The sequence below is a fragment of the Saccharopolyspora sp. ASAGF58 genome (assembly GCF_012277335.1).
Taxonomy (GTDB): Bacteria; Actinomycetota; Actinomycetes; order Mycobacteriales; family Pseudonocardiaceae; genus Saccharopolyspora; species Saccharopolyspora hattusasensis.
Genome location: NZ_CP040605.1, coordinates 5758769 through 5784360 on the forward strand (window position 1 = coordinate 5758769; position 25592 = coordinate 5784360).

Annotated in this window: 24 protein-coding genes and 1 pseudogene; 8 read left to right on the plus strand and 17 right to left on the minus strand. The window is 68.8% G+C overall.

Annotation, left to right across the window (positions count from 1 at the left end; genetic code table 11):
- Window positions 1-3: 3 nt before the first annotated feature.
- The 4 genes from FDZ84_RS26860 to FDZ84_RS39360 form a co-directional block, all read right to left on the minus strand.
- Window positions 4-264, minus strand: coding sequence for a hypothetical protein (locus tag FDZ84_RS26860; protein ID WP_168588144.1), 261 nt, complete (start codon window positions 262-264; stop codon window positions 4-6).
- Window positions 261-530 (minus strand): ABC transporter permease subunit, encoded by a 270-nt coding sequence (locus tag FDZ84_RS26865; protein WP_210435124.1) that lies wholly within the window; start codon window positions 528-530, stop codon window positions 261-263. The genes FDZ84_RS26860 and FDZ84_RS26865 overlap by 4 nt, the downstream gene beginning before the upstream one ends.
- Window positions 527-1204: an ABC transporter substrate-binding protein gene (locus tag FDZ84_RS26870; RefSeq protein WP_210435125.1), complete on the minus strand. Its 678-nt coding sequence runs from the start codon at window positions 1202-1204 to the stop codon at window positions 527-529. The genes FDZ84_RS26865 and FDZ84_RS26870 overlap by 4 nt, the downstream gene beginning before the upstream one ends.
- Window positions 1205-1771: 567 nt before the next feature.
- On the minus strand, window positions 1772-2083 hold the full coding sequence (locus FDZ84_RS39360; RefSeq protein ID WP_246869291.1) for a hypothetical protein: 312 nt from the start codon (window positions 2081-2083) through the stop codon (window positions 1772-1774).
- Between FDZ84_RS39360 and FDZ84_RS26875 the strand changes: the two genes are divergently transcribed.
- From FDZ84_RS26875 to FDZ84_RS26895, 7 genes and pseudogenes are all read left to right on the plus strand, one after another.
- A complete protein-coding gene (locus FDZ84_RS26875) occupies window positions 2075-3073 on the plus strand; it encodes a cation diffusion facilitator family transporter (RefSeq protein ID WP_246869236.1) in 999 nt (332 codons plus the stop codon). The two genes, FDZ84_RS39360 and FDZ84_RS26875, sit on opposite strands and share 9 nt — an antisense overlap.
- A gap of 94 nt (window positions 3074-3167) precedes the next feature.
- Window positions 3168-3539, plus strand: coding sequence for a hypothetical protein (locus FDZ84_RS26880; RefSeq protein ID WP_210435126.1), 372 nt, complete (start codon window positions 3168-3170; stop codon window positions 3537-3539).
- A 352-nt stretch (window positions 3540-3891) separates the two neighbouring features.
- Window positions 3892-4338: pseudogene (locus tag FDZ84_RS41045) on the plus strand (FAD-dependent oxidoreductase); the annotation flags it as partial.
- Between the two features lie 55 nt (window positions 4339-4393).
- Window positions 4394-4693, plus strand: a complete 300-nt coding sequence (locus FDZ84_RS39370; RefSeq protein ID WP_246868450.1) for a hypothetical protein — start codon at window positions 4394-4396, stop codon at window positions 4691-4693.
- Complete coding sequence (locus tag FDZ84_RS39375; protein WP_246868451.1) at window positions 4690-4935, plus strand: FAD-dependent oxidoreductase; 246 nt, start codon at window positions 4690-4692, stop codon at window positions 4933-4935. The genes FDZ84_RS39370 and FDZ84_RS39375 overlap by 4 nt, the downstream gene beginning before the upstream one ends.
- Window positions 4936-5033: 98 nt before the next feature.
- Entirely contained in the window at window positions 5034-5768 is a 735-nt protein-coding gene (locus FDZ84_RS26890) for a GntR family transcriptional regulator (RefSeq protein ID WP_168588146.1), read from the plus strand.
- 290 nt (window positions 5769-6058) lie between these two features.
- Complete coding sequence (locus tag FDZ84_RS26895; RefSeq protein WP_210435128.1) at window positions 6059-7210, plus strand: hypothetical protein; 1152 nt, start codon at window positions 6059-6061, stop codon at window positions 7208-7210.
- Between the two features lie 344 nt (window positions 7211-7554).
- Here the strand turns inward: FDZ84_RS26895 and FDZ84_RS26900 are convergent, their stop codons facing one another.
- From FDZ84_RS26900 to bioB, 7 genes are all read right to left on the minus strand, one after another.
- Window positions 7555-9927: a glycoside hydrolase family 65 protein gene (locus tag FDZ84_RS26900; RefSeq protein WP_246868452.1), complete on the minus strand. Its 2373-nt coding sequence runs from the start codon at window positions 9925-9927 to the stop codon at window positions 7555-7557.
- Between the two features lie 20 nt (window positions 9928-9947).
- Window positions 9948-10718: an HAD family phosphatase gene (locus tag FDZ84_RS26905; protein WP_168590379.1), complete on the minus strand. Its 771-nt coding sequence runs from the start codon at window positions 10716-10718 to the stop codon at window positions 9948-9950.
- 344 nt (window positions 10719-11062) lie between these two features.
- The gene (locus FDZ84_RS26910; protein WP_168588148.1) at window positions 11063-11818 is read right to left on the minus strand and encodes a thioesterase II family protein; all 756 of its coding nucleotides are present in this window, start codon (window positions 11816-11818) and stop codon (window positions 11063-11065) included.
- 732 nt (window positions 11819-12550) lie between these two features.
- Window positions 12551-13306, minus strand: coding sequence for a dethiobiotin synthase (gene bioD, locus FDZ84_RS26920; RefSeq protein WP_168588149.1), 756 nt, complete (start codon window positions 13304-13306; stop codon window positions 12551-12553).
- Window positions 13303-14442, minus strand: a complete 1140-nt coding sequence (locus FDZ84_RS26925; RefSeq protein WP_168588150.1) for an 8-amino-7-oxononanoate synthase — start codon at window positions 14440-14442, stop codon at window positions 13303-13305. The genes bioD and FDZ84_RS26925 overlap by 4 nt, the downstream gene beginning before the upstream one ends.
- Complete coding sequence (locus tag FDZ84_RS26930; RefSeq protein ID WP_168588151.1) at window positions 14439-15698, minus strand: adenosylmethionine--8-amino-7-oxononanoate transaminase; 1260 nt, start codon at window positions 15696-15698, stop codon at window positions 14439-14441. Before FDZ84_RS26930 ends, FDZ84_RS26925 begins: the two co-directional genes overlap by 4 nt.
- 1 nt (window position 15699) lies before the next feature.
- Entirely contained in the window at window positions 15700-16782 is a 1083-nt protein-coding gene (gene bioB / locus FDZ84_RS26935; protein WP_168588152.1) for a biotin synthase BioB, read from the minus strand.
- Window positions 16783-16886: 104 nt separating this feature from the next.
- Here bioB and FDZ84_RS26940 point away from each other — a divergent pair, with 104 nt between their 5' ends.
- Window positions 16887-17441: a TetR/AcrR family transcriptional regulator C-terminal domain-containing protein gene (locus FDZ84_RS26940; RefSeq protein ID WP_168588153.1), complete on the plus strand. Its 555-nt coding sequence runs from the start codon at window positions 16887-16889 to the stop codon at window positions 17439-17441.
- A 92-nt stretch (window positions 17442-17533) separates the two neighbouring features.
- Here the strand turns inward: FDZ84_RS26940 and FDZ84_RS26945 are convergent, their stop codons facing one another.
- From FDZ84_RS26945 to FDZ84_RS26970, 6 genes are all read right to left on the minus strand, one after another.
- The gene (locus FDZ84_RS26945) at window positions 17534-18796 is read right to left on the minus strand and encodes a nucleotide sugar dehydrogenase (RefSeq protein WP_168588154.1); all 1263 of its coding nucleotides are present in this window, start codon (window positions 18794-18796) and stop codon (window positions 17534-17536) included.
- A 104-nt stretch (window positions 18797-18900) separates the two neighbouring features.
- Complete coding sequence (locus tag FDZ84_RS26950) at window positions 18901-20943, minus strand: GNAT family N-acetyltransferase (protein ID WP_168588155.1); 2043 nt, start codon at window positions 20941-20943, stop codon at window positions 18901-18903.
- Window positions 20940-21680 (minus strand): sugar transferase, encoded by a 741-nt coding sequence (locus FDZ84_RS26955; protein WP_246868453.1) that lies wholly within the window; start codon window positions 21678-21680, stop codon window positions 20940-20942. Before FDZ84_RS26955 ends, FDZ84_RS26950 begins: the two co-directional genes overlap by 4 nt.
- The gene (locus FDZ84_RS26960; protein WP_246868454.1) at window positions 21628-23082 is read right to left on the minus strand and encodes a hypothetical protein; all 1455 of its coding nucleotides are present in this window, start codon (window positions 23080-23082) and stop codon (window positions 21628-21630) included. Before FDZ84_RS26960 ends, FDZ84_RS26955 begins: the two co-directional genes overlap by 53 nt.
- Entirely contained in the window at window positions 23073-24683 is a 1611-nt protein-coding gene (murJ, locus tag FDZ84_RS26965) for a murein biosynthesis integral membrane protein MurJ (protein ID WP_168588156.1), read from the minus strand. Before murJ ends, FDZ84_RS26960 begins: the two co-directional genes overlap by 10 nt.
- Window positions 24680-25591: a hypothetical protein gene (locus FDZ84_RS26970; RefSeq protein WP_168588157.1), complete on the minus strand. Its 912-nt coding sequence runs from the start codon at window positions 25589-25591 to the stop codon at window positions 24680-24682. The genes murJ and FDZ84_RS26970 overlap by 4 nt, the downstream gene beginning before the upstream one ends.
- Window position 25592 lies beyond the last annotated feature (1 nt).

Sequence of the window (25592 nt, forward strand, 5' to 3'; positions counted from 1 at the left end):
TGCTCATCGGGACTCCTCGGTCCGCTGCATGGGGATCCAGCATCGGGTCAGGTGCCCGGGCGTCCCCGAATCGACGAGTGCGGGTTCCATGTCGGCGCACTTGTGTTCGACGTGCGCCGCGTGCGCGGTCACACACCGGTTCCGGAACCGGCAGCGGTGGTGATCGCACGCGCGACGCCCCGGGTCGTGCGGGACGATCCACGGCGTCAGGACCAGGACCACCAGCACCGCGCCGAAGACCGCGACGCCCAAGCGGAGGCTCACCGGCCAGGTGCGGATATCGGCCGGTTGATGCACGCGTACAGCTGGTCGGTCAGCGTCGTGATGAGCACCGCCAGCCCGACCAGGCTCATGATCCCGGGCTGGAGCGCGGGGACGTCGTTGTTCACCACCGACTCGTAGAGCAGGCGTCCCATGCCAGGGATGGAGAAGATCACCTCGACCACGACGGATCCGCCCAGTTTGTCGAACGGGGCGCGGGAGTTGTTGAAGTACAGGCCGGTGGTGCGCGGGGTGAACGCCTCGCTCACGGTGAGTTCGCCGTTGCCGCGCAGGTCGGCCAGCTTGGTGGCGGGGATACCGAGCGCATCTGGGATTCGCCGGTTTGCAGCTGCGTGGCCCGGGTCGCTCCCTCGGGGATGAAACGAGCCTCCACATGGGACAGTGCTGCCGGGTTGCCCCAGTAGTTCGCGTGGCGCTCCAAAGAGATCGACTGGCTCGGCACCTCGGAAACTGGTGTGTAGGGGCCGGTGCATTGGCGAACGGGCTTAATGCCGGAGTCGGTGTAGGCTGCGGGTGCGAGGATCCCGGTGTTGGCGCTGGCCAGGCGGAAAGGCACCAGTGCGCTCGGTTTGTGGGTGCTGATCCGGACGGTCGACGGGTCGACGGCGTCGACGGCCGAGATCACCTTCGGGGTGAAGGCGCGGGGCGGTGCTTCGGCCTTGAGCAGGCGGCGCAGCGCATCCACCACCGCGCCCGGGGTGAGGTCTGTGCCGTCCTGGAACTTGACGCTCTCGCGGAGCTTGAAGTCCCACGTCGTCGGGGTGCTCTGCTGCCAACTGGTGGCCAGTTTCGGTTTCAGCTCGCCGGCTTCGGCGTCGTAGGTGAGAAGCGTTTCGAGGCAACCGATCTGGCTCAGGACGAGGGCGTCGTCGGTTTCGAGGGCATAGTTGGACCGGGGGGTGAACTGGAGGCTGATCACCATCCGGCGTCGGCGCCGCCGGGGGAGCCGTTTCCGAAGGTGCCGCACGCGGGAAGCACCAGCGCGGCCGACGCGGCGAGCACGGCGAATTGGACGAGTCGTGAGCTTCTCATGGGAACCACCTGGTGAGGGGGACAGCCGCTGATAGGCCGCGACTGCCAGGCGTCAGCGACGAACTCGTGGTCGTCGACGGTTTCCGGCGAGGGCACCGCCTCGTCGACTTCTCGTCTCCCGTTCCGCTGTTTGGCCGAGCTATTGAAAATCATTGGCAGGAACGAAGAATCGTGGCGCATGGCCTGCAAGTGCTCGCAACGGCGCGGGCGCCGACCGCTGGGGAGCGCGGCCGACCGCGGTGAGCCGGAGACCGGCTCGGCAACGATGCGGGAAATCATCGGACAGCGATCAGAGGTGTCAACAATGTCTTCTGCTCAGCGGATTGTCGACCGGCCGGATCTCGTCGTGGCGCGTCTGAACGGGCGAGGAAGGCTTGTCTGCCAGGCCGTTCGCGACGAGGGGCGGAATGGCTCCGGCCGATGTCACGAGCTGAGTCCTGCTTGTTAACAACCTGAGTCAGCGGTCTTCCCGGCGGCCTTCGGTGGTTGACTGCCCGGTGGACCATTTGTAATGTGTGTCGTGAAACATCACGTGCTGAACACTCTCGCGTAGTATCCCCCACAGACGGGACTCGGTCTCATGAGCAGCGAAAATTCGACCAGTGCGGCCGATGCTCGGGCGGTGGGCCACGGGCACGACTCCGCGCAAAAACACGACGAACACGGTGAGCGCAACGCCCATGGTCATGGTCATGGTCATGGTCACGGGCACGGACATGAGCACGGACAAGGGTTTCTGGCGAAGCTGAAGAACGTCGTCGTGCCGCATTCGCACGACGCCAACGAAGCCATCCAGTCGGCCGAGGAGACCAGCGGTCAGGGGATCCGGGCGGCGTGGATCGGCCTGGCCGGGATGATGGCGACCGCGATCCTGCAAATGGCGATCGTGGCGATCTCCGGCTCCATCGCTCTGCTCGCCGATACCGTGCACAACCTCGGGCACGCGGTGACGACGATCCCCCTGGTGATCGCCTTCCGGCTGGGCAGGAGGGCGGCCACGAACCGCTACAGCTACGGCTTCCGGCGCGCCGAAGACCTCGCCGGGGTGCTGATCGCCCTGGTGATCGCGGCGTCCGTGGTGCTGATCATCTGGGAGTCCATCGACGCCCTGATCAACCCGCGCCCGCTGACCAACCTGTGGTGGGTCTTCGCGGCGGGTCTCGTCGGCGCCGCGGGCAACGAGATCGTGGCGGTCTACCGGATCCGGACCGGCCGCAAGATCGGCTCCGCGGCCCTGATCGCCGAGGGGCAGCACGCCCGCGCCGATGGGCTCACTTCGGTCGCCGTCGTCGTCGGAGTGGTCGCCGTGTGGCTCGGCTTCGAGCGCGCGGACGCCATCATCGGGCTGATCATCGCGCTGGTGATCCTGGGCATCCTTATCAGCACGATGCGAACCGTGTTCCGCCGGCTGATGGACGGCGTCGAACCCGGCGTCATCGACAAGATGGCCCGCACGACCGCCGCGGTCGACGGCGTCGTGGCGGTGGACCGGCTCCGGGCCCGCTGGAACGGGCACCGCATGGAAGCCGACGCGGACGTTGCCGTGCCGGGCGATCTGAGCGTCCTGGAAGGGCACCGCATCGCGGACCGGGTCGAACACGAGCTGCTGCACGCGACACCGCACCTCGAATCGGTCCTCGTGCACCTGCACCCGATCGTCGACGGAAAGCGCCCAGCCGATCTGCACGAGCTCGCCGGGCACCACGCCAGCGCCGAGGCGCGCGCCGCCTACCGAGCGAAACTCGCCACCCGGCAATAGGAAGTTGTAACGCAATTTCCATTGAAATCGGACCTTCGATTTCAATGGAAATTGCGGCCAGTCCGCCGCGCAGTCGAACTGGAGGTCTGCGTCCATGACAGCACCGACCGACCACGACGCCGGATACACCGTCAGAGAACTGGCCGCCGACGACATCCCGGAGGCGCGGGCGCTGATGCTGCGCACCGTCTGGGAGGACTTCGGCGACCCCTACGACCCGGTCGTGCACGCCGACATCGACGACATGGCCGGCTGGTACATCGAGCCCGAGGCGCCCTTCCTGCTCGTGGCAGTCGACCGGAACACCGGCGAACTGCTGGCCACGGCAGGCGTCCGCGGCGGGGCGCTGAAGGACGGGCTCAGCCCACCGCACCTGGTCGAACGCTACCGGGACGGGCGCACCGGCCAGCTGGTCCGCGTCTACTCCTCCGCGAGCACCGGCGACGCGGCATCGCCAGGGTCCTGATCCGCCAGGTCCTCGACCGCGTGCGGCGCGAGGGCCACTACGACGCCGTCGCCCTGCACACCTTCCGGCTTCGCCGGGCGCCCTGCCGTTCTGGCTGTCCATGGGCTCGGTCGTGGTCGAGGACGACACCGCCGGGGTGTCGCGGGCGGTGTTCATGGAAATCCCGCTGAAAACCGGTTCCTGGGCTCATTCCGCGTAGGTGGTCCGCAGCGGAAGAACCTGCGGGTGGTCACCCTCCCCCAGGGCGGATGGCGGAATGCGAAACCGCCGCGGCCTGAGGCAGCCGTCCATGCGTCCAGCAACGAAGTACGCAGCCGACGTCGCCGTGATCGGTCTCGGCGCGATCGGATCCATGGCCGCGTGGCGGCTCGCAGTGCGCGGCCATGGTGTCCACGGCTACGAACGGTTCGGCGTCGGGCACGACCGAGGCGCGTTCTCCGGGCAGACGCGGCGGTTCTCCGTGCAAAGCCAGCGCGAGCCGCGCCTCACCGCGCTCGCGCTGCATGCGTTGGACCTCTGGCGCGGACTGGAGAGCGCGACCGGGCGTTGCCTCCTGCACCTCGCCGGGGGCCTGATCCTCGGACCCTGCGATGCGCCCGCGCTGGTCGCCGCGCACGCCTCGGCGAGAGCGGCCGGCCTCGACCACGAACTCCTGGACAGCTCCGAGCTGAAGCAACGATTCCCGCAACACCTGACCCGGGCCACCGACGCCGGCGTCATCGATCCCAAAGCGGGTTTCCTGCGGCCGGAGTTGTCGGTGGTCACCGCAGCGCGACGGGCGGAGGAGCTCGGTGCCGTCATCTTCGACCACACCCGGGTGCTGGGTCTGGAGCTCGACGCCGACGGGGTTCGTCGTGCGGACCGAGAGCGGTTCCCGGCGCTACGCCCACGTCGTCGTCGCGCCCGGCGCTCGAACGCGCGACGTCCTCCCGGCGATGCGCGCGGCGGTGCTGCCGAGGCGCCTGGTGCAGGCCTGGTACGTGCCGGACGACATCGACCGGTACCGCGAGGAGGTCTTCCCGGTCTTCGAACGCGTGGGGGACGTCAACGCCTACGGCTTCCCCACGCTCGACGGTGCCACGATCAAGATCGGGATCTACACCACGGGACACCCGATCGGCTACGACACCCCGGACTGCACGCGGATCCGGTGACCACCACGGTCGGCGTGGAGGGCTACACCACCGACGGCCACCCGCTGCTCCGACCGCTGCCCGAGGCATCGCGGGTCATCCTCGCCTGCGGATTCTCCGGTGCCGGCTTCAAGTTCGCCCCGGCCATCGGCGACGTCGTCGCCGACCTGGTCATCGACGGGCGGACCGCGCGCGACGTCGGCTTCCTCGCCCCGGACCGGCCGCTGGCGGACTGGCCGCCGGACGCCCTCACCCCGGCATGATCCGCCGTCGCGCCGCCGACCGGTACCATCGGTCCTGATATGTCACGAAACGTTTCATGGCAGCGGCTCGCAAGAGCGGTCGAAGGGGGCTCCGCCTCATGACGGCGCCACCGGAGGACGCCCGGCAGCGCGGCAGCGCGACCGAGAACGCGTACGAGCACATCAAGAACCTGATCCTTACCAGCGAACTCGCGCCTGGGGAGGAGCTGCGCGAAGTCGCGCTCACCGAATCCACCGGATTCGGCCGCTCACCGGTCCGCGAGGCCCTGCGCCGCCTGGTGCAGGAGGGCTTCGTCGAGGTGCGCCCCAGGCAGGGCTACCGGGTCTCCGTCGTCACGCTGGCCAGCGTCCAGGACCTGTTCGAGATGCGGCTGGTGCTCGAACCGGTAGCGGTGGAGTTCGCCGCGCTGCGTGCACCGAAGGAAGAACTCGAAGCCCTGCACGCGCTGGCGCACAAGACCTACGTCCACGGCGACACCCGCAGCTACGAGCAGTTCCTCCAGGACAACCGCGAGTTCCACGTCCGCATCGCGAAGGCGACTGGCAACGAGCGGCTCGCCCGAGCCCTGCAAGGCCTCCTCGAAGAAATGCAGCGCCTGTTCTTCATCAGTCTCGGCAACCGGGACAGGGCATCGGAGATGGTGCACGAACACCACGACCTGCACGACGCGCTGCTCGCGCGAGACGCGGCGCGCGCCCGCGAGATCGTGGTCGAACAGATCGAGGCGAGCCGGGCACGCGTGCTCGAAGGCCTCATCGAGGGCACCAATCGTGGTGGCCGCGCCGCCACCGGCATCGTCCTAGCGGACACGACCTCGCACCGGCGCAGGTAACAAGCCCTTCGGGCCAGGTCAGCCGGGCCCGTTGGCGACGTCGCTGGCGGCGATGGGGGAGGTTCGGCGCGTTCCGAAGGGCAGCGCCAGCGTGTCGTGGTCACGGATCGATTGCCGGGCGGTTCTCGCACTGCCGCACAGACGACGGTGGTGGCTTCGAGGTAGCCCCTACCCGCATTGCCGCATTCGACACTAGACTTTTCGGGTCAAATCGATGCTCGGAATGACCGAAGGGTCGGCGGCAGGCCAGGAAAGTCCACAGTGGATGGCGTACGGATGTGCATCGGCAGTTGGACGGCAGTGCCGCTGTGTTGACCGGGGGTCTAGGCACGGCTGCTGCGGTCGTCGCGGCCGTCATGGGCGGTCTGCTCGTGGCGGTGGTGACGGTGAGCGTCGCGCGGACGCTGGTCATCACACGTGCGCGCCCCGGTGGTCTCACGCGTTTCGTCCGCCGCGTGGTGAATTCGCTCTTCGTGCTGCTCACCAGGTCGGCGCCCGACTACCCGACGCGGGACCGGGTCCTCGCTGCGCAGGCGGTCACCTTCCTCGCCGTCATGCTGGCCACGTGGCTCGCGGGTTATTTCCTCGGCTACACCCTTCTGTTGTTCCCGTGGGAGCCGGGTCCGGCCGAGGCCGCTCGGGAGGCCGGGTCATCGTTGTTCACGCTGGGGTTCTCCACCACCGCCACCGCCGGGCCGAGCGTCATCGATTTCCTGGCGGCCGGAACGGGACTTCTGATCGTGGCCCTCCAGATCGCCTACCTGCCGGCCCTGTACTCGGCGTTCAACCGCCGCGAGACCGAGGTGACCTTGTTGGGGGCGCGGGCGGGATCTCCGCCTTGGGGGCCGGAGCTGCTCGCCCGCACCAGGTACGGCATCCAGCTCGGCGAAGATGACCTCACCGAGTTGTACCGGCTCTGGGAGAGGTGGGCGGCCGACATCGGCGAGAGCCACAGCAACTACCCGGTCCTGGTCTGGTTCCGCTCCCCGCAGCCGCGCCATTCGTGGCTGGTCGGACTGCTGGCCGTGCTGGACTCGGCGGCGCTGCTGCTCGCGCTGTGCCCGAGCCGGGACCGCATCGAGCCGCGGCTGTGCCTGCGGATGGGCTTCACCGCCCTGCGGCAGATTGCCTTCGCCGTGGGCATTCCGGTCGACGAGGATCCGGATCCGGACTCCGGAATTCAGTTGTCGTACGACGAATACCGCGCCGCGGTCGACCGGTTGACCGCGGTCGGGTTCCCGGTGGAGCGCGCTCCGGAGGCGGCGTGGCCGCACTTCCGGGGCTGGCGGGTCAACTACGAGTCCACCGCGTACGCGCTCGCGGCGGCGACCGACGCCGTGCCCGCCCTGTGGTCCGGACCGCGACGCTGGCCCAGCCGACCGATTCCGCCGGTGCGCCCGGCGGACCGCCGCCCCGGTACCGGCGGTGAGGGCCGGTCCTGAGCTCGATGGAATTCAATGCGCCCCCGGTACGACAGGAGCCGGCGGGTTCCGCGAAGTCCAGCGGCACTACATCACCTTCCGGGACCATGTGTGGCGATCCGGCGCACTGGGATAACCGGGGTGGGGGGCGTCGTCGGTGGCGGGCTCTGGATCTCGGGACCACCCGGGTGTTTTTGCGGGCGGCCGTGCGTGCTCTCGCACGGACGGGTGTCCCTTGGGCCGTGAGTGGCAATGCCGGTTTTTACCGGTGTCATGTCTCGGTAGATGTGTCAATCCCCGGACACGCCTAACCCACGGAAGAAGCAGAAGAACCATTTTTCTCTACCGCATTCTGCAAAGAACTCTCAGCCCCCGGGAGTCGGTTGGAGCCGGCGGCGGGTCGGAGCGCGCCCGGCGGGCTGGCGGGGCGGTGGGTTCTCCGGCGGCGGTGGTATCGGCAAGGTGATCGGCTGGTCTTTTGTGAGCAGGATCGATTGGCCGTGGTGCGAAGTCCGCACCGGCTCACCGTGGCGCAGCGCGTAGGTCGCCTCGTCGCGGTGGATGGTGACGCAGATCCGGCTGTCGGCGAAGCACAGCCGGAACGAGATGCGGCTGAGCGCGGGCGGCAGCCGGGGCGCGAAGCTCAGCTCGCCGCCGTGGTCCCGCAACCCGCCGAACCCGGCGACCGCGGCGATCCACGCACCGGCCAGCGCGGCGATGTGCAGTCCCTGGCGCACGTTCTGGTAGATGTCGTGCAGATCCGCCAGGGCCGCCTCGGCGAAGTAGTCGTAGGCCAGTTCGAGGTGGCCGACCTCGGCGTTGAGCACCGCCTGCACGGACGAAGACAGCGATGAGTCCCGCACCGTCAGCGCCTCGTAATACGCCACATTCCTTGCCTTCTCCTCCGGGGTGAAGGCGTCCCCGCGCAGAAACATGGCCAGCACCAGGTCCGCTTGCTTGACCACTTGCTTGCGGTAGAGGTCGAAATACGGGTAGTGCAGCAGCAGTGGGTAGTCCTCCGGGGGTGTGTTCGCGAAGTCCCAGTGGGCGTGCTTGGTGAACCCCTCGGACTGCGAGTGCACCTCGAGCGCGTCGTCGTAGGGCACGACCACCCGGTCGGCGGCGTCCCGCCAGCGGGCCGTCTCCTCCTCGTCCACGCCCAGCCTGCTGGCCAGTTCCGGGTGCAGCTCGCAGTGGACGGCCGCCTCGTGCAGGTTCCGCTGCGCCATCAGATTGGTGTAGACGTTGTTGTCGACGACGGCCGTGTACTCGTCGGGACCGGTGACCCCGTCGATGCGGAACCTGCCGTGCGCGTCGTGATGTCCCAAGGACGTCCACAGCCGTGCCGTCTCCACCAGCAGTTCCAGCCCGGCGGAGGCCTCGAAGTCCTCGTCCCCGGTGGCCGCGAGGTAGCGGGCGGTGGCGTCGGCGACGTCCGCGTTGATGTGGAACGCCGCCGTACCGGCCGGCCAGTAGCCGGAGCACTCGTCGCCGTTGATCGAGCGCCACGGGAACGCGGCGCCGGCCTGGCCGAGCTGAGCAGCCCGGGTCCGCGCCTTGTCCAATGTGGAGTGACGCCATTGCAGTGCGTTGCGGGCGGCCTCCGGGACGGTGTAGGTCAGCAGCGGCAGCACGAACGACTCGGTGTCCCAGAACGCGTGCCCGTCGTAGCCGGGTCCGGTGAGCCCCTTCGCCGGGATCGCCCTGGTCTCCCCGCGGGCACCGGCCTGCAACACGTGGAACAGCGCGAACCGGACCGCCTGCTGCAGCTCCGCGTCGCCGTCGATCTCCACGTCCGCGGCTTCCCAGAAGTCGTCCAGGTAGGCGCGTTGCTCGTCGAGCAGACCCTGCCAGCCGCTCTGCCGGGCGCCGGCCAGCGCCGCCTCCACCTGGGCTCGCAGGGCCTGCGGGGACCGCTGGCTGGACCAGCCGTACGCGACGTACTTGGTCAGCGCGAGTTTCTGCCCCTGCGGCACCTCGGCGGCCGCGGTCAGCCGGGCCAGGTCGCTCTCGATCCGGTCCTCCGTCCACATCGGACCGGGCGCGTCCACCTCGTGGTCCATCGCCGCGGCCATGCGCAGGCCGGACCGGCGGGTGTGGTGGCCCAGCACGGCGAGGCTGCCCTCGCCCACGGCGAAGTCCGAGATCAGCGTGCCCTCCAGGACGGAGGCCACCCGAGGATCGTCGACGTCCCGTTCGATCGGTTCGTTGGCCAGCAGCTCGGACTGCACCACCAGCGGCGCAGGCCCGTCCAACGGCTCGACCTCGTAGTGGATCGCGGCGATGGCGCGCTGGGTGAACGAGACCAGGCGCTCCGAGGTGATGCGCACGTGCCGACCGGTGGGCGAGACCCACTCGGTGTTGCGGCGCAGCGTCCCCGACCGGAAGTCGAGCACGCGCTCGTGGTGCGGGGCCGAGCCGTAGCGCATGTCCACCGGTTCGTCCTCGACCAGCAACCGGATGATCTTGCCGTCCGTCACGTTGACCACGGTCTGCCCGTCCTCCGGGTAGCCGTACCCGGCTTCGGCGTACGGCAGCGGTCGCCGCTCGTAGAAGCCGTTGAGGTACGTACCGGGCAGGCCGCGCGGCTCGCCTTCCTCGAACGAGCCGCGGAAACCTATGTGGCCGTTGGACAGGGCGAAGGTGGATTCGGTGCGGCGCAGGGCGTCCAGGTCCAGCCACCGCCACCGCAGCTCCCACGGGGCCACCTCGTAACCCGGTAGCCGAGGAGTCGTCACGTCGTCCACCACCTCGTGCTTCAGCGATCCACGACCAGGAGGCCGGCCAGGTCTGACACCACGACGTCGGCGCCATGCGCCCGCAACTCGTCCGCGTGGTGGGTGCGATCCACGCCGACCACCCACCCGAACCCGCCGGCCCGGCCGGCCTGCACACCCGCCAGCGCGTCCTCGAAGACCGCCGCCTCGGTCGGCGCGACGCCGAGCGCCCGGGCCCCGGCCAGGAAGGAGTCCGGCTCCGGCTTGCCGCGCAGCTTCTGCTCGGTGATCACCAGGCCGTCGATCCGGGCTTGCACGAAGCGACTCAGGCCCGCCGCCTCCAGCACCGACGCGCCGTTCTCCGAGGAGGTGACCACCCCGATGGCGAGGCCGGCGTCCCGCGCCGCCTCCAGGTAGCGTACCGACCCTGGATACGGAGTCACCCCGCGTTCTCGGATGATCGCTTGCAGGGTCTCGTTCTTCCGGTTACCCAGGCCGTGGATCGTTTCCGAGGTCGGTGGGTCGTCGTGACGCCCTTCGGGCAGCGAAATGCCGCGGGAAGCGAGGAACTGGCGCACGCCGTCCGACCGCGGCCGCCCGTCCACGTGCTCCAGGTAGTCACGTTCTGTGAACGGCGAGAAGCGCTCGCCCTCCCGCTCCCGCAGGAACGCGTCGAAGGTCTGCTGCCAGGCCGCCATGTGCTGCGCGGCGGTGCTGGTCAGCACGCCGTCGAGGTCGAAGAGGCAGGCCGTGATCCTTTCCGGCGCCACGCGGATACGCTGCGTGGCGCGGTCCCGCCCAGGCTGATCCATGCTCGAAGGTTTTTCCGGACGCGCAGGACTCCAAACGTCGACCGGTCGTCGCCCGGTGCTCTGCGCGGCCGTGGTCACGCCGGAGACGTGGAATTCGACGGCGATCACCACCCGGGCACCGGGACTTGGCCCCGCCCGGGGCTGACCGTTGATTAGCCAACTGTCCATTTCGGACTTCCGTGATCGACCGGCTTGCGCACAACGGGCCAACGGGTTCGACGCGAGATCCACAGCCACATGGCCGGCGGCCGGGCGCTGATCTTCGAGTTCGACTGCGGGGTCAACCCACTCCCGCCGCCGTGGTGTCAGTGCAGGGCGGCGGGCAAGGCGTCCATCATGGCGGGTCAGCGCTGCGCGCCCGCCGTGAGGATGTGGTCGGAAATGGCTTTGACGATGACGGATTTGTGTTCTTTGAGGTAGAAGTGCCCGCCGGGGAAGATCCGGAGGAAGAACTCGCCGGTCGTGTGCCCGGCCCACGCCTGGGCTTCCGAGGAGGTCACCTTCGGGTCCGCATCCCCGATGAACGCGATCACCGGGCAGGTCAAGTCGGAGCCCGGTTCGTACCGGTAGGTCTCCACGGCCCGGTAGTCGTTGCGGAGGGCGGGAAGGATCATGCGTGCCACCTCGTCGTCGATCAGTTGCGGTTCGGTGCCGCCGAGCTCCACGACTTCGCGGAGCAGCTCCTGGTCGCTGCTGCGGTGCATCGCTTCCTCGCGGTGGCAGGTGGGCGCGCGCCTGCCCGAGGCGAACAGCCCTGCCGGAACCACGCCGATCCGCTCCAACCGCCGCGCCACCTCGAACGCGAGGGTCGCGCCCATGCTGTGCCCGAAGAAGGTCAGCGGCCGATCAGCGCAGTCCAGCAGCACCGTCGTGACGGTGTCGGCCAACACGGCAAGGTCGTCGACCAACGGGTCCTGGTGGCGGTCCTGCCGGCCGGGGTACTGGATTGCGAGCACTTCGACCGAAGGCGGCATCGCCGCCGAGAGCGGGTAGAAGTAGGTCGCCGACCCGCCCGCGTGCGGGAAGCACACCAGTCGGTTCCCGGCGGTCGGCCGCGGGTGGAACCGCCGGATCCACGTGCTGTCCTCTCGGTTGGTCATGATCTCCCTCGTCACGGAATGGTCTTCAAGAGCCGGAACGCCGCGGACCCCCGACGGCATCACGCGCGCACGTCCGGAGTGAGATGTTGCCAGCCATCGGCCGAACAGTGAACACCAACCTGCCGACATCGATCGCCCGGCCCACACCGATCAACAGACGCCATCGACGGCACCCACGAGGTCGAAGTCGGCGTCGATGACTTCGCCGCCACCAACGCCCTGCTCGCGATGCTGGGCTTCACCCCGAAGTCCTACCAAGAGACCAAGCGCACCAGCTTCATCCTCGACGGAGCATAGGTTGAGATCGACACCTGGCCGCAAATCCCGCCCTACCTGGAGATCGAAGCTGGCTCCAAGGACGAGGTGGTGCGCGTCGCCTCGCTGCTCGGCTGCACCGAAGCCGACCTCACTGGCGAGAACACCATCAAGATTTACGCCCGCTACGGCATCGACCTCAACACGATCACCGAACTGAAGTTCTGACCATCACAGCCATTCGTCACGTGGGTCCGCACGCCCGCGAGAAGCCGCCAGCCGTGAGTACGATCCGCAGGTCAGGGCGGGGGACAAGGACCGCCGCACCAGACTCTGACTGATTGGTCACAATCAGCCTTATTTCACGTCTGCTGTGCGGGTGCGCACCCGCACAGCGGCGGCCGGAGAGCCAGACGGGGCGCCGTGGGCCAAGCTGACGCCTCGGGATCGTCTGGTGCTGGAACTGGTTGCTGTACATCATGTTCTGGCCACGGAGCAGCTCCGTGCGTTGGTGTTTCCGTCGATCTCGCGGGCACAGCATCGCTGGCTGCACTTGGCTGGTTTGGGCGTGTTGTGGCGCACGAAGAAGGAGTCGACCTGCGTCTGGAAGTGCTCCGGATCGAGACCGCCGACGCCGTCCGGGAGGGCGGCCACGATCGGCACTCCGGTGACGCGGGGTAGCTCGGCGAGGTTGCACTCCTCGGCCAGGCCGAGCTCTTTCGGCACCGCGCCGAGCACCAGTCCCGCCGGCTCCAGGCCTCGTGAACGCAGGGTGTTCACGGTGAGCTCGGTGTGGTTGAGGGTTCCGAGTCCGACGCGGGTCACGACGTACACCTGCACCGGGTGATCCCGGGCGAGTTCGACGGCGAGGTCCGGCAGGGTGCCTCCGTCGGCGTCGAGGCGGACCAGGATGCCGCCGGCACCCTCGACGATCACGAGGTCGTGGGTCCGGGCGAGTTCGCGAACGCGGGCGGTGTGTTCGCTGATCGGTGGGATCCCGATGCCGCGCAGTCGGGCGGCCGTGTCCGGCGCGAGCGGGTCTTCGAGCCGGGTGAACTCGGCGACCTCGCAGCCGGTCAGGCGCGCCACGACGGAGATGTCGGGTTCTTCGGTGCCGATGCCGGTCTGCACGGGCTTCACGACGATTGTTCCCGGTCCGGAGCGGGCCGCGAGCGCTGCGGTGGCCACGGTCTTGCCGACACCGGTGTCGGTGCCGGTGACGATGATGATCATGGTTGCCGTCCGTGGTCGTCGATGACGCGGGTCAGCACGTCCACCGCGTGTGCCCAGCGCTTGTCGTCGAGGCCGACGTGGGTGGTGATCCGGAGCCGGGAGATCCCGTCCGGCACCGACGGCGGCCGGAAGCACCCCACCCGGACCCCGGCCGAGAGGGCTGCGGCCTGCGCGGCGACGGCGAGCTGCGGGGACCGCATCGGCACCGAGAGCACAGCGCCCGCCGACCGCTGCACGCCGAGTCGGTCGGCCAGCTCACCACCACGCTCGTGGATCAGCGACGGAAAATCCGGTTGCTGGCGCAGCCGGCGGAGGGAGGTCAGCGCGCCGGCGGTGGGAGCCGGTGCCAGTCCGGTGTCGAAGATGAACGGGCGGGCCCGGTTGGTGAGGTGGTCGATCAGCGCAGCGGAGCCGAGCACCGCACCACCCATCGCGCCGAGCGATTTCGACAGCGTCGCGGTCATCACCACGTTCGGGTGGTCGGCCATGCCGTGGGCGTGCACCAGTCCTCGGCCGCCGTCACCGACTACGCCGAGCCCGTGCGCCTCGTCGACGATGAGGAGCGCGTCGTGGTCGGCGCAGGCCGAGGCCAAGTCCGCGAGCGGGGCGGCGTCGCCGAGCACGGAGAAGATCGACTCGGTCAGCACGATCGCTCGCCTGCCGCCGGCCCCGGCCAACGCGGCCCGGACTGCGGCAACGTCGTTGTGCGGGACCACCTCGATCGCCGCGCGAGACAGCCGCGCGGCGTCGATCAGCGAGGCGTGCACGTGCGCGTCGGAGACGATCAGTGACTGCTTGTCCGCGAGCACGGTCACTGCGGACAGGTTGGCGTGGTATCCGGTCGAGAAGACCAGCGCCGCCTCGCGGCCGGTGAACTCGGCGAGTTCGCGCTCCAGGCCGGCGTGCAGGGTAGTGGTGCCGGTCACCAGCCGGGAGGCACCCGCCCCGGCGCCCCAGGTGAGGGCGGCGTCGGCGGCCGCTCGTCGTACCTCGGGGTGGCAGCTCAACCCCAGGTAGTCGTTGTTGGCGAGGTCGATGACGTCGTCGTCGGCCGCACGCGGCCGCAGCGTGCGCTGCAAGCCGGAGTCCTCGCGTACGACCCGCTGTTCGGCGAACCACTCCGCCCAGGTGTTCATCCGACCTCCGCAGCGGCCGCGATCCCGGCGCAGATGGCGGCGATGTCATCGTCGGTGCACACGTAGGGCGGCATGGTGTAGATCAGGTCGCGGAACGGACGCAGCCACACGCCTTGTGCCAGCGCGGCTTCGGTCGCCTTGACCACGTCTACCGCGTGGTCGAGCTGGACCACGCCGACTGCGCCGAGGGTGCGCACCTCGACGGCGTCGATCGTGTGCAGCGCCTGCAACCCGGTGTTGATCCGTCGCACGTCTCGCGCCCAGCCGCCGCTGGCCAGCAGGTCAAGGCTGGCCGAGGCGACCGCGCAGGCCAGCGGGTTTCCCATGAAGGTGGGGCCGTGCATGAGAACGCCGGAATCGCTGGCGGACAGGCCACGGGCGACCTCCGCCGTGCAAACTGCGGCGGCCAGCGACAGGTAGCCGCCGGTGAGCGCCTTGCCGACGCACAACACGTCCGGCGTCACGCCAGCGGCCTCGGCGGCGAAAAGTGTGCCAGTGCGGCCGAATCCGGTGGCGATCTCGTCGAAGACCAGTACCAGCCCGTGCTCGTCGGCGATCTCGCGGAAGACCGTCAGGCAGTCCGCGGGGTAGGGGTGCATGCCGCCGGCGCCCTGCAGGAGCGGTTCCACGATCAGCCCGGCGAGCCGGTCTTCGTGTTCTGCCGCGAGCGACCGCAAGCCCGCGGCCCAGCTGTCGACGTCGCTGTCGAGTCGGGGTGGACGTTCGCCGAACACCTGCTCCGGCAGCACGCCGGACCACATCGCGTGCATCCCGCCGTCGGGGTCGCACACGCTCATGCAGTCGAAGGTGTCGCCGTGGTAGCCGCCGCGGACGGTGAGGAACCGGGTCCGCTCCGGCCGGCCGACACCGCGCTGGTACTGCAGCGCCATCTTCATCGCCACCTCGACGCTCACCGACCCGGAGTCGGCTAGGAAGACGCGGTCGAGACCGGCGGGCGTGAGGTCGATCAGGCGCCGGGCCAGCTCAACCGCAGGCTCATGGGTGAGCCCGCCGAACATCACGTGCGACATCTGGTCGAGCTGGCGGCGCACCGCCTCGTCGAGCACGGGGTGCCGGTAGCCGTGGATGGCCGACCACCACGACGCCATCCCGTCGACGACCTCGCCGACGCCGTCGAGGGTGATCCGGCTGCCCGCGGCGCCGGTGACCAGACGGGTCGGCGTCGGGTCGGTCATCGATGTGTACGGGTGCCACAGGTGCTCGCGGTCGAAGGCGAGTAGTGCTTCCGGGGTCATGTCAGGCGTTGGGGAGGACGTCGGTGCCCGCGCCGCGGCGACGGATGGCTGGATCGATCGGCTCCACCCGATCGGTCCTTTTGGCCTGCTGGGCGAGGTCCTCTTCGGAGCCCAGGACGACGAAGCCGTTGTCCCGGATCATCTCGAGGTCCGCCTTGGCGTCCTGGCCCTCCGAGGTGAGGTAGTCGCCGAGGAAGATCGAGTTGGCGACCTGCAGCGCGATCGACTGCAGCGAACGCAGGTGCATCTCGCGGCCGCCGGCGATCCGGATCTCCTTGTCCGGGCAGACGAAGCGCGCCGTCGCCAGGATCTTCACGCAGCGAGTGGGGGAGAGCTCCCAGGTGTTCTCGAACGGGGTGCCGTCGAACGGCATCAGGAAGTTGACCGGGATCGAGTCGGAGCCCAGTTCCCTGAGCGCGAACAGCGCCTCGACCAGCTGATCGTCGGTTTCACCCAGGCCGGCGATCAGGCCGGAGCAGGGGGAGATCCCCGCACCTTTCGCCTTCTCCACGGTGTTCACCCGGTCGGCGTAGGTGTGGGTCTGGACGATGTTGGCGTGGTTGCTCTCGGCGGTGTTGATGTTGTGGTTGTAGGCGTCCACACCGGCGTCCTTGAGGCGCTCGGCCTGGCCGTTCTGGAGCAGGCCCAGGCAGGCGCAGACCTCGACGCCTGGGTACTCCTCCTTCAGCGCCACGACCATCTCGGAGACCTTGTCGATGTCCCGAGTGGACGGTCCGCGGCCGGAAGAGACCAGGCACACCCGGCTGGCGCCGCCCTTGAGCCCGGCACCGGCCTGCTTGAGGGTCTCGTCCTTGGACAGCCACGAGTACTTGAGGATGGGGGCGTTGGAGCCGAGCGCCTGCGAACAGTAGTTGCAGTTCTCCGGGCACAGGCCCGACTTGAGGTTCACCAGGTAGTTGACCTTCACCGTGTTGCCGAAGTGCGCGCGGCGCAGCCGGCCGGCGGCGGCTACGACGGACATCAGCTCGGCGTCGTCGGCGCGCAGCACCGAGCGGGCGTCTTCTGGTGTGGCCGGGTTTCCGGCGAGGATCGCATCGGCGAGGTGCTGGAAGGTGGCGCTCATCGTTGTTTCTCCGGTGTCGGCTGGTGAAGCAACCTGAACAGTGTTCACCTGAACGCTGTTCAGGCTAGACTGGGCGGGTAGATGGGTCAACGGGAGGGATCCGCGTGCGCTACCACCGGGGCGACGTCGTGGACCGCGCGATCGCGGTCCTCGACGAGTACGGGCTGGAGTCGCTGACGATGCGCCGACTGGCCGCCGAGCTCGGTGTGCAACCGAGCGCGCTCTACCACCACGTGCCGAACAAGCAGACGCTGCTGGCGGCGGTCGCCGACGAAATCCTGACCCGGGGCCGGCGACCTCGGCGGGCCCGGAAATGGGACCGGCGCGTGGTCGAGGTCTGCGCCGAGCTCCGGGACGCGATGCTCGCCTACCGGGACGGTGCCGAGGTGGTCGTCACGGCATACACCTTCGGCCTCGGCGCCGGCGAGCCCGCCAGCCAGTTGCAGGAAGCACTGCGGGACGGCGGCCTGCCCGACGACCTCGTCGACGTCGGCACCCGCGCCCTCCTGCACCTCGTCTTCGGCCACACCGTGGAGGAGCAGATGGCGCTGCAAGCTGCGAGCGCCGGCGCGATCGATCGGGCGCCCGGGGGACCGGCCGACTTCGAGCGGGGACTCGAATTGGTGCTGGACGGCCTCCGGTCCAAGGTCAACGGCTAACCACGTCGCGAGGCGAAAGCGGAAACGCACCTCGGGTGCGCACCTCCGCTTCTGCGTTGGATGTGGGGTCTCCGTTCGTGCCGCGGAGTTGGTCAAAACCGTTCCACCTGCGGAGAGCGGAGCCGGTTGCGGGTGTCCAGCACGCGGTCGGCGTAGCGCTCCAGCAGCGCCCAGTCGAGCATGTCGTGGTCGGTTAGCACGATGATCAGGTCGGACTGGGAGATCTGGTCGGCATCGAACCCCACCAGTCGCACGTGTGGCGGAACTTCGTCCGGGTCGATGAGGGGGTCGACCGCGCGAAGCTCGGCACCGAGCCGGTCGAGGCGCTCGGCCACGGCCATCGACGGGGAGTTGCGCGCGTCGCCGGAGTTCGCCTTGTAGGTCATCCCGATCAGCAGGACGTTGCTGCTGTTCACGGATTTGCGTCGCCGGTTCAGGTGCTCCGTGGCGCGTGCGACGACATGGTCCGGCATGTGCTTGTTGACATCGTTGGCGACGTCGACCAATCGGAACTCCTGTCCCAGGGAACGCCGCACCTGCCAGGACAGGTAGGAGGCGTCGATCGGCAGACAGTGCCCGCCGACCCCGGGACCGGGCGAGAAGCGCATGAACCCGAACGGTTTGCTGGCCGCCGCATCGAGGACCGACCACACGTCCACCCCGAGTCCGTGTGCGAACACCGCGAGTTCGTTGACCAACGCGATGTTGACGTGCCGGAAGGTGTTCTCCAGAAGTTTTGCCAGCTCCGCCTCCCTAGTTCCGGGCACCGGAACGGTCACCTCCACCAGCTGGTCGTAGAAGTCGCGGACGACGCGCAGCGATTCCGCGTCCACACCGGACACGATCTTGGGCGTGTTGTGGAACTTCCAGGTCGGGTTGCTCGGGTCGATGCGTTCCGGGCTGTAACCAACGTGAAAGTCGTTTCCAGCGCGCAGTCCTGAGCCGGTCTCCAGGATCGGCACGAAGATTTCCTCCGTGGTCCCGGGGTAGGTCGTGGACTCGAGCACCACGCAGCAGCCGGGCGTGATGTGCGTGGACAACGCACGGGCGGCCTCTTCTATGTAACGCAGGTCCGGTGCGCCGTCGTGCAGTGGCGTAGGAACGCACACCGAAGCGAAGTCGAAACCGCGCAGTTCTGCGTGCTCGGTGGTCGGTAGGTACCGGCCCGTCGCCAGCGCGGCGGCGAGTCGCTCGTCGTCCACGTCGTCGATGAAGGACTTGCCCCTCTGGAGCAGATCGATGCGGTCCTTGTCGACGTCAAGACCGACGACGTCGAATCCCGCCTCGCAGGCGCGCATGGCGACGGGAAGGCCAACGTAGCCCTGGCCCACGATGACAACTCGTGCACCGGGCATTCCGGTCACTTCTTCCGGGCCTTTCCTGCATCCGTCCGCTCGCGGAAATGCAACGGCACGCTTCGTGTTCAGGGTTGTTCGGTCATCTCGCTGCATGAGGGCTCCTAGCAGAAGTACCGGTAGAGCAGGGAACCGGCTTTCCCGGTGATGTCATCGGAGATGGATTCGTCGGTGAGCAAACCGGTGATGCCGCCGAGCAGATCGTCCACTTCGGACCGCGTAGTCGACGACTCGCCTGGCGAGCGCAAGGCCACGACCTGTTTCTCGTCGTCGGCGTACTTCCGCTTGAAGTGCAGCAGCCCTGGTTGGTCGAGGTCGCTAACACCCCAGTCGACCAGCCGCAGCCCGCGCTCCACGGCCCAGCGGATCGCGGCCCAGTAGATCGCATCGTTGGGGCGCAGTCGCAGCCGGTCCTGCAATGACGAACCGAACTTGAAGTGCAGCACGCCGTTCCACTGCAGGAACACCGCAGCGGCGACGGGTTCGTCGCCCACGTGCGCTGTCATGGTCACGACCGAATCGCCGGAATGGAACTGCTCCCAGATGTTCTCGAAGAACTCCATCGGCTGGGCCAGCATTCGGTACTTGTGCTTGCGCAGCCGGACCTGCATCCGGTGAAAGTTCCGCAGCGCTTCCACCCCGGTGTCGGCGCTGATCCGGACGCCGTTGCGCTCGGCTGCGGATATGTTGCGGCGGGCGGTGGCGGAGATCCGTTGATGGAGTTCGGGCAGGGGAGCGTCCAACCGTGTCGCGTGCCAGGCGAGCCGACCGGCTTCGCGCAACCGCGGATCCCGCACTGGGGCTTCGGAACGCAAACACCGCAACGCAATTGGGATGCCCTGGTCGACGACCCCGTTGGTGAGCTGGTGCCAGACTGTCTCGGTGGGGGCGAACGGGTCCGCCCAGTCGGAGAACGGGAGGCTGCACAGTCGTTCTCCGCGGATGTCCCGCACGCGGACCCAGGCAAAGCCGCCGGCCACCGCTCCCGATGCGTCAACCGCGATGCGAGCTTCAGGGGTGAAACCGTACGTCTGGCACACCGCCTCCAGCCACGGCTGGGACGTGAATACGCTGCCCTGCGGACCAGCGGAGAGTTCGGCCCATCGTGAGTCTTTCCGCGGGTCGACGGTGACGATCTCGGGTGTGGTGCTGCGCATCAGGGCCGCCTTCGCAGGCGTTCGGGAGAGCTGGAACGGCGGTGGCTCCCGCAGCGTTCCCACCGCCGTGGACCGAGCTACTAGCAGGTCATCGACGGTGATTTCGCCGAGTTCCCGGTGCAGAACCAGGCCGCGGCGGCCGAGTTCGGTCGCGAGCTGTCGCTGGTGGTCGTCGATGGCCTCGCCGAACCGGCGTTGCCGGGTGACCACCACCGGCGCCTTCCCCGCATCGAAGGCCAGCAGCACGGATCCGGTACCGGAGTGGCTGATCACCACGTCGGCCGACGAAAGCGCCTCCGCGAGCTGGGTGATTGGCAGGTACGGCTTGGTCTGGATCGGCAGGTCGTCCACCGCCGCCGGACCGGTCTGCCAAAGCACCTCGACCGGCAGGCCGGTCGCGCGGTGCAGCGCACCGTCCGGCTCGAGCAGCGGCACCAGCGATTCGATCATCCGGCGGAATGGGTACGCCGATGCGCCGACCGTGACCACCACGCGCAACCGGTCTCCCAGCGGGCGGCCTGCGGCCGTCGCCCGGTAGCCGTCGAACTGGCTGCCGCCGTGGCGCCAGCCGTGGCCGGCAGCGTGCGGGTACTGGGTGTAGACCCGGACCCGGGGAACCCAGCGGAGGAGTCTGCCGGTCAATGACGGGCTGTTCACCCGCGCGGCGCTTTCAATGTAGTGGCACTCGACGCCGCGTGCGGCCAGGTAGGGCAGGAAACCGAGTGCGATGCCGGAACCGGTGGAGATGGCCCGGGTGATCCCCCGGTCACGCCACAGCCGGTGTGCGATCGGCAGGCACCGCAGCACTCCCGGCACGCTGCGGCCTCCGACCGGCGGAACGTAAACGACGTCCCGCTCCGCCAGCATCGACGTGCTCTGCTCGTTGCGGCTGGTCACCCACACCGCCGGGCCGTCCGCGGGAATCCGCTCGGACAGGCTGTGCAGCTGGGCAAGGTGACCGCCCGTGGTTGCCACGAAGAGTGTCGTCATCGGGCACCGTCCCCGCGCAGCATCGACGGCAGGGTGCGGGCCAGGATGCCGAGGTCGGTCCGCAAGCTGCGGGACCGCACGTAGACCAGGTCCAACCGGAGCATGTCCAAGGTGGCCATGGTGCTGCGGCCGCTGACCTGCCACAGCCCGGTCAGCCCGGGTTTCACCGCACTCCGGTCGGCGAACTCCGGCGGGAACATCGCGGCCTCCCACTCGAGGCACGGACGTGGGCCCACCAGCGCCATGTCGCCGCGCAGCACATTGAGCAGCTGTGGCAATTCGTCGAGGCTGGTACGCCGCAGCCAAGAACCGACCGCGGTGATGCGCGGATCGCGGTCCAGCTTGAAACTGCCGTCGGCGGAGGTGTCCTCGCCGCGCAACTCGCGTGCGATCATTTCGCGCAGCGGTTCCTCGCTGCACCCCAGTCGCATGGTGCGGAACTTGTAGAGCGTGAACGGCTTTCCGCCCTGACCGACCCGGCGTTGCCGGAACAGCGCCGGGCCTCGGCCGGTGAGGCGGATGATCCCGGCGATGATGAGCATCGGCGGCGCAAGCAAGGCCAACCCGACGGCTGCACCGACCACGTCGATCCCGCGCATCACGGACCGCTCCCACCGAGGTCGCCGACCGCCCGGCGTCAACGGTTCCGGTGGGCACTCCGCCCGCACCGCCCGCGTTGGTCTCCTAGGCTGCGCGAGACCGATCGAGAGCAGGATCTTGAGCGCTGTGCTCGTCATCACCAAGCCTCCCAGACATGATCGCCAGCAGAACGAACAGCAGATCGCCGAACCCGCGGACCACCAGGTGGATGTCGATCAGCGACAGAACCAGGACCATCCACCACGCGATCTCCAGCGCCGCCGCGCACGCCCCTACCGAGCCCGGACGCGAGGCCAGCCGGCGGGCCTCGCGCAGCACCGCAACCGACAGCCAGGCGAACGCGAGCAGCAGCGGAATCCCGCCGACCCAGAGGAACTGCAGGTAACCGGATTCGAGGTAAATCACGTCTCGCCAGGTCTCCGGGGCAGTGAGCACCGAGTCCGGCGAGATCCCGAGGACGAAACGTCCTTCCGCCAACTGCGGCAGGTAGAAGGTGGTGAGGTTGTCCCACCGGCCGAGCCAACTGCGGGGCACGGCGTAGCCCTGCGCGAAGTCCGCCATGCGGCCCAGGAACGCGGGCGCGCCGACGAGTGCGGCGATCCCCACGATCGGCAGGAACCTGGCCACTTGACGCCGGGCCTGGGGGTAACGGCGCAGGATCAGCACCCCGCCCACGAGTGCGGAGATCCAGGTCGAGAACTGCCCGCTTGCGAGGACACCGGCACCGAGCAGCACGCCGAGCCCGATCCGTTCCCGCTTGCCGAGGATTCCGCGAGTGCCGCAGTACAGCAGGAGTGCCAACCCGACCATGATGTAGTCGCCGGTCGCGATCGAGGAGCCCAGCGTCGCCGTGCCGCGGTCGCTGGCATCGTTCGCGCTCGCATTCCAGAACGCGCTCAGCAACGTCAGCACGGGTTCGACACCCAGCGTCTGCAGGATCGCCACTATCGACAACCCGGCGGTCGGCCAGACCACCAGGCGGATGCAGCGAAGCCGCTGTTGTTCGGTGTGCACGGTCAACCGGACGAGCAGGAACAGCGCCGCGAGTTTGCACACCGGCAGCAGCGCCACTAGATCGGAGCCGTGAGGTTCGTTGCCCCGCAACATCATCGACGCGATCGGCCAAACCGTGCTGAACACCACGAAACCGGCCAGCGCAACGTCCAGCGGCCGCGGGCGCAGCGGGATCGGGTCACCACGTAGCAGCCGCAGCCAGCCACCGACGCACGCCCCGGCCACCAGCACGGCGAACAACGCCTCGTTCGGTCGTGCTCCCGGGATCAGCGTGCCCCGGTCGATACCCGCGAGAAACGGCAAGGCCAGCAGGTAGGCGTAGGTCGCGAACGCGGGTCGGTACGCGGCCGCGGCGAAAAGCCCCGCAGCCACCAGTGATCCGGCGACCAGCGGCCCGGCCACGGCGATGGACAGTCCCGCCAGCGATGCACACAAGGCCGCCTGGGTTATCAGCAGCCTTTCCGCACGGTCCGGAATCCGGCCGGAGATCTCGTCGCGTCGGGGCAGCAAAACGCTCACGGGCACCGTCCGATCCAGCTGATGCGCACCGCCCCGGCGTAGACGGCGATGGCCGCCAGTCCGCACGCGCCGAGGATGATCACGTACCCAGCCCGGCTGGTCTCGCCGATGCTCAGAAACCAGCGGCCGAAAGCGACGATCGGCACCATCGAGATGCAGGCGAGGAAGGCCCGCGCGATTTGCGCGCGGTCGATCCAGCGTTCGGGTCGCAACGCGGCTCGCAGACCGAAGAGCACGGTCACCGCTCCGGCCAACTCACCCGCCAGCAGGCCCGCGCACAGCACCACCAAGCGGGATTGGTCGTCCGGCACGAGCAGCGACGTGACGGTGACGGTGAGCGACGCGGCCAGCAGTGCGTAGCTGGCCAGCCGCGGGCAGCGGGTGTTCAGCCGCGCGAACAGCGCATCGAGGCCGACCATGTGCACGCTCGCCGCGAACTGGGCGACTGCGATCACCGCGAGGCAGGCCGCGAGCTGGTCGATCAGCTTGTCCGAGTGCAACTGCCCGTTCGCCAGCATGCTCGCCACCGGGTGGGCGAGCACGGTGAGCAGGAGCAACGGCGGCAGGCTGGTGATCGACGCGAGCGTCAGCGCTTGTCGCCACGACGCGGCGAAACCGCTGTGGTCCGCACGTGCAACTGCGGCTGACATCCCGGGCAGCACGACGGTCGACACTGCCCGTGCCCCCAACGCGGTCGGCACCTGCATAACCGTGTACGCGCTCTGCACCACGATGACTCCACCAGGCACTGTCGACGCGACGGCCAAGAGCACGTACAGCGCGACCGACCGTGTGAGGGGCAGGCTGATCGAACGGCGCAGCCGTCGCAGGACGGACGCCACCTCCGGGTCCGATCGCCACTGCAACGACGGACGCACCGGCAGCCCCGCCCGGGACGCCCCGAACAACTGGAGGCAAGCGTGCACCGCCACGGCGAGGGTGCTGCCCAGCCCGAGAACGACCAACGGACCAGCCGAAACCTCCGCGACATCGAGCCCCGGGCCCCAGTGCAAGCCCACCACGACTACGGCGGCGACGAGCACCACGTTCTCCGCTGCGGGAGCCACGGCCGCCATCGCGAAGCGTTCGCGGGCCTGCTGAGCAGCGGCTCCCAGCGCTGCCGCCGTGTAAAGCATGACCTGGGGCGCGACCAGCAGGACGAGCATTGTCGTCGTCTGCTCGGCCTGCTCCCGGAGCGTGGGTTGCGGGATGGCGAAGTTCAGGCACCACCCGAGCACCGGCGCGGCGAGCACCACGAGTCCGGCCAGCACCGCCGAGGCGATCAGCAGGAATCCGCTGACCCGGCCGAGCAGCCTGGTTGCCACGTCTGGTCCGCCGCGCGCGAGCACCTGCACCACGGTTGGGACGATCACCAGAGCGAGCGCGGGCCCCGCGATCACGCTGTAGATCAGGTTGGGAACCATGTTCGTGGCGATGAACGCGTTCGCGAAGTAGGTCGGGCCGAGCACCGCGCCAACCACGACGACCCGGATCAGCCCGGTCAGCCGGCTGATGAGGATTCCGCCGGAGACGACGGCAGAACGCCGCACCGTTCTCCTGACGGCTGGCCGGGACAGGTCGGCGCGCAGCGCGGCGCGGGCACTCACCGGTTGCTCCACCGGCGGACCAGGAGCACAGCGGTGACGGCTGCGACCAGGAGTCCGGTGAGCGCTCCGGCTGCCGTGGCGAACATGGGGCGGGGGCTGACGGGGTCGGTCACCGAGTAGGCCGGCACCACGACCTTGGGTTCGGAGCGCGCGAGTTCGGTCATGCTGAGCTGGTCGAGCTGCGACTGCAACTGCTGCTCGCGTTGCTGCAGGCTTTGCACCAGAGCCTCGGCGGAGGCCAGCGAGGGCGAGCCGGGTTCTGCGCGCGCTCGCGAGACCTGTGCGCTTGCCTCGACGAGATTCGTCCGGACATCGGCGAGCTGCCCGCGCACATAACCGTCCACTCCGGACTCGCTGTTGGTCCGCGCGATGTCCCGGTAGCGGTCGACGATCTCCCGGGCCCGGCGCAGCGCGACGTCGGGGGTGCCGGCCCTGGACTCGACCTGCAGGACCTCGCTGCTGTCCAGCAGCGACATGGTCACCGTCTTCTCCAGGTCCTCCACCGGAAGCTGCTCCTGGGCGGCCACCGGACCGAGCACCTGCCTGCTGCGCAGCAGCACCAGTTGGGTCGTCAGACTCCGGTCCTCGCGCAGGAAACCGGTCGACTTCTCTTCGCTGATCTCGAAGAGGATCTGCGCGCGCGCCGCGTACACCGGCGGCCACACCAGTGCCCCGGTGAATGCGGTGCCAGCGCCGATCAGCACGATCAGCAGGGACACGCCAAGCAGTCGCCGCTTGTTGGCCAGCAGTGCGGACCACGCCCGGTTTTCCGGCGCGGGCGGCGGGGTCGGCAGGTCTTCCTGAGCGCCGAGGAGCGGACCGATGGGCGCGGCACGGGTTGTCACCGCTGCGGCGTCCAAGCGCGCAGCGTTGACCGGCTCGCCGTTGGAGTGCTGGGTTTCGGTCAAG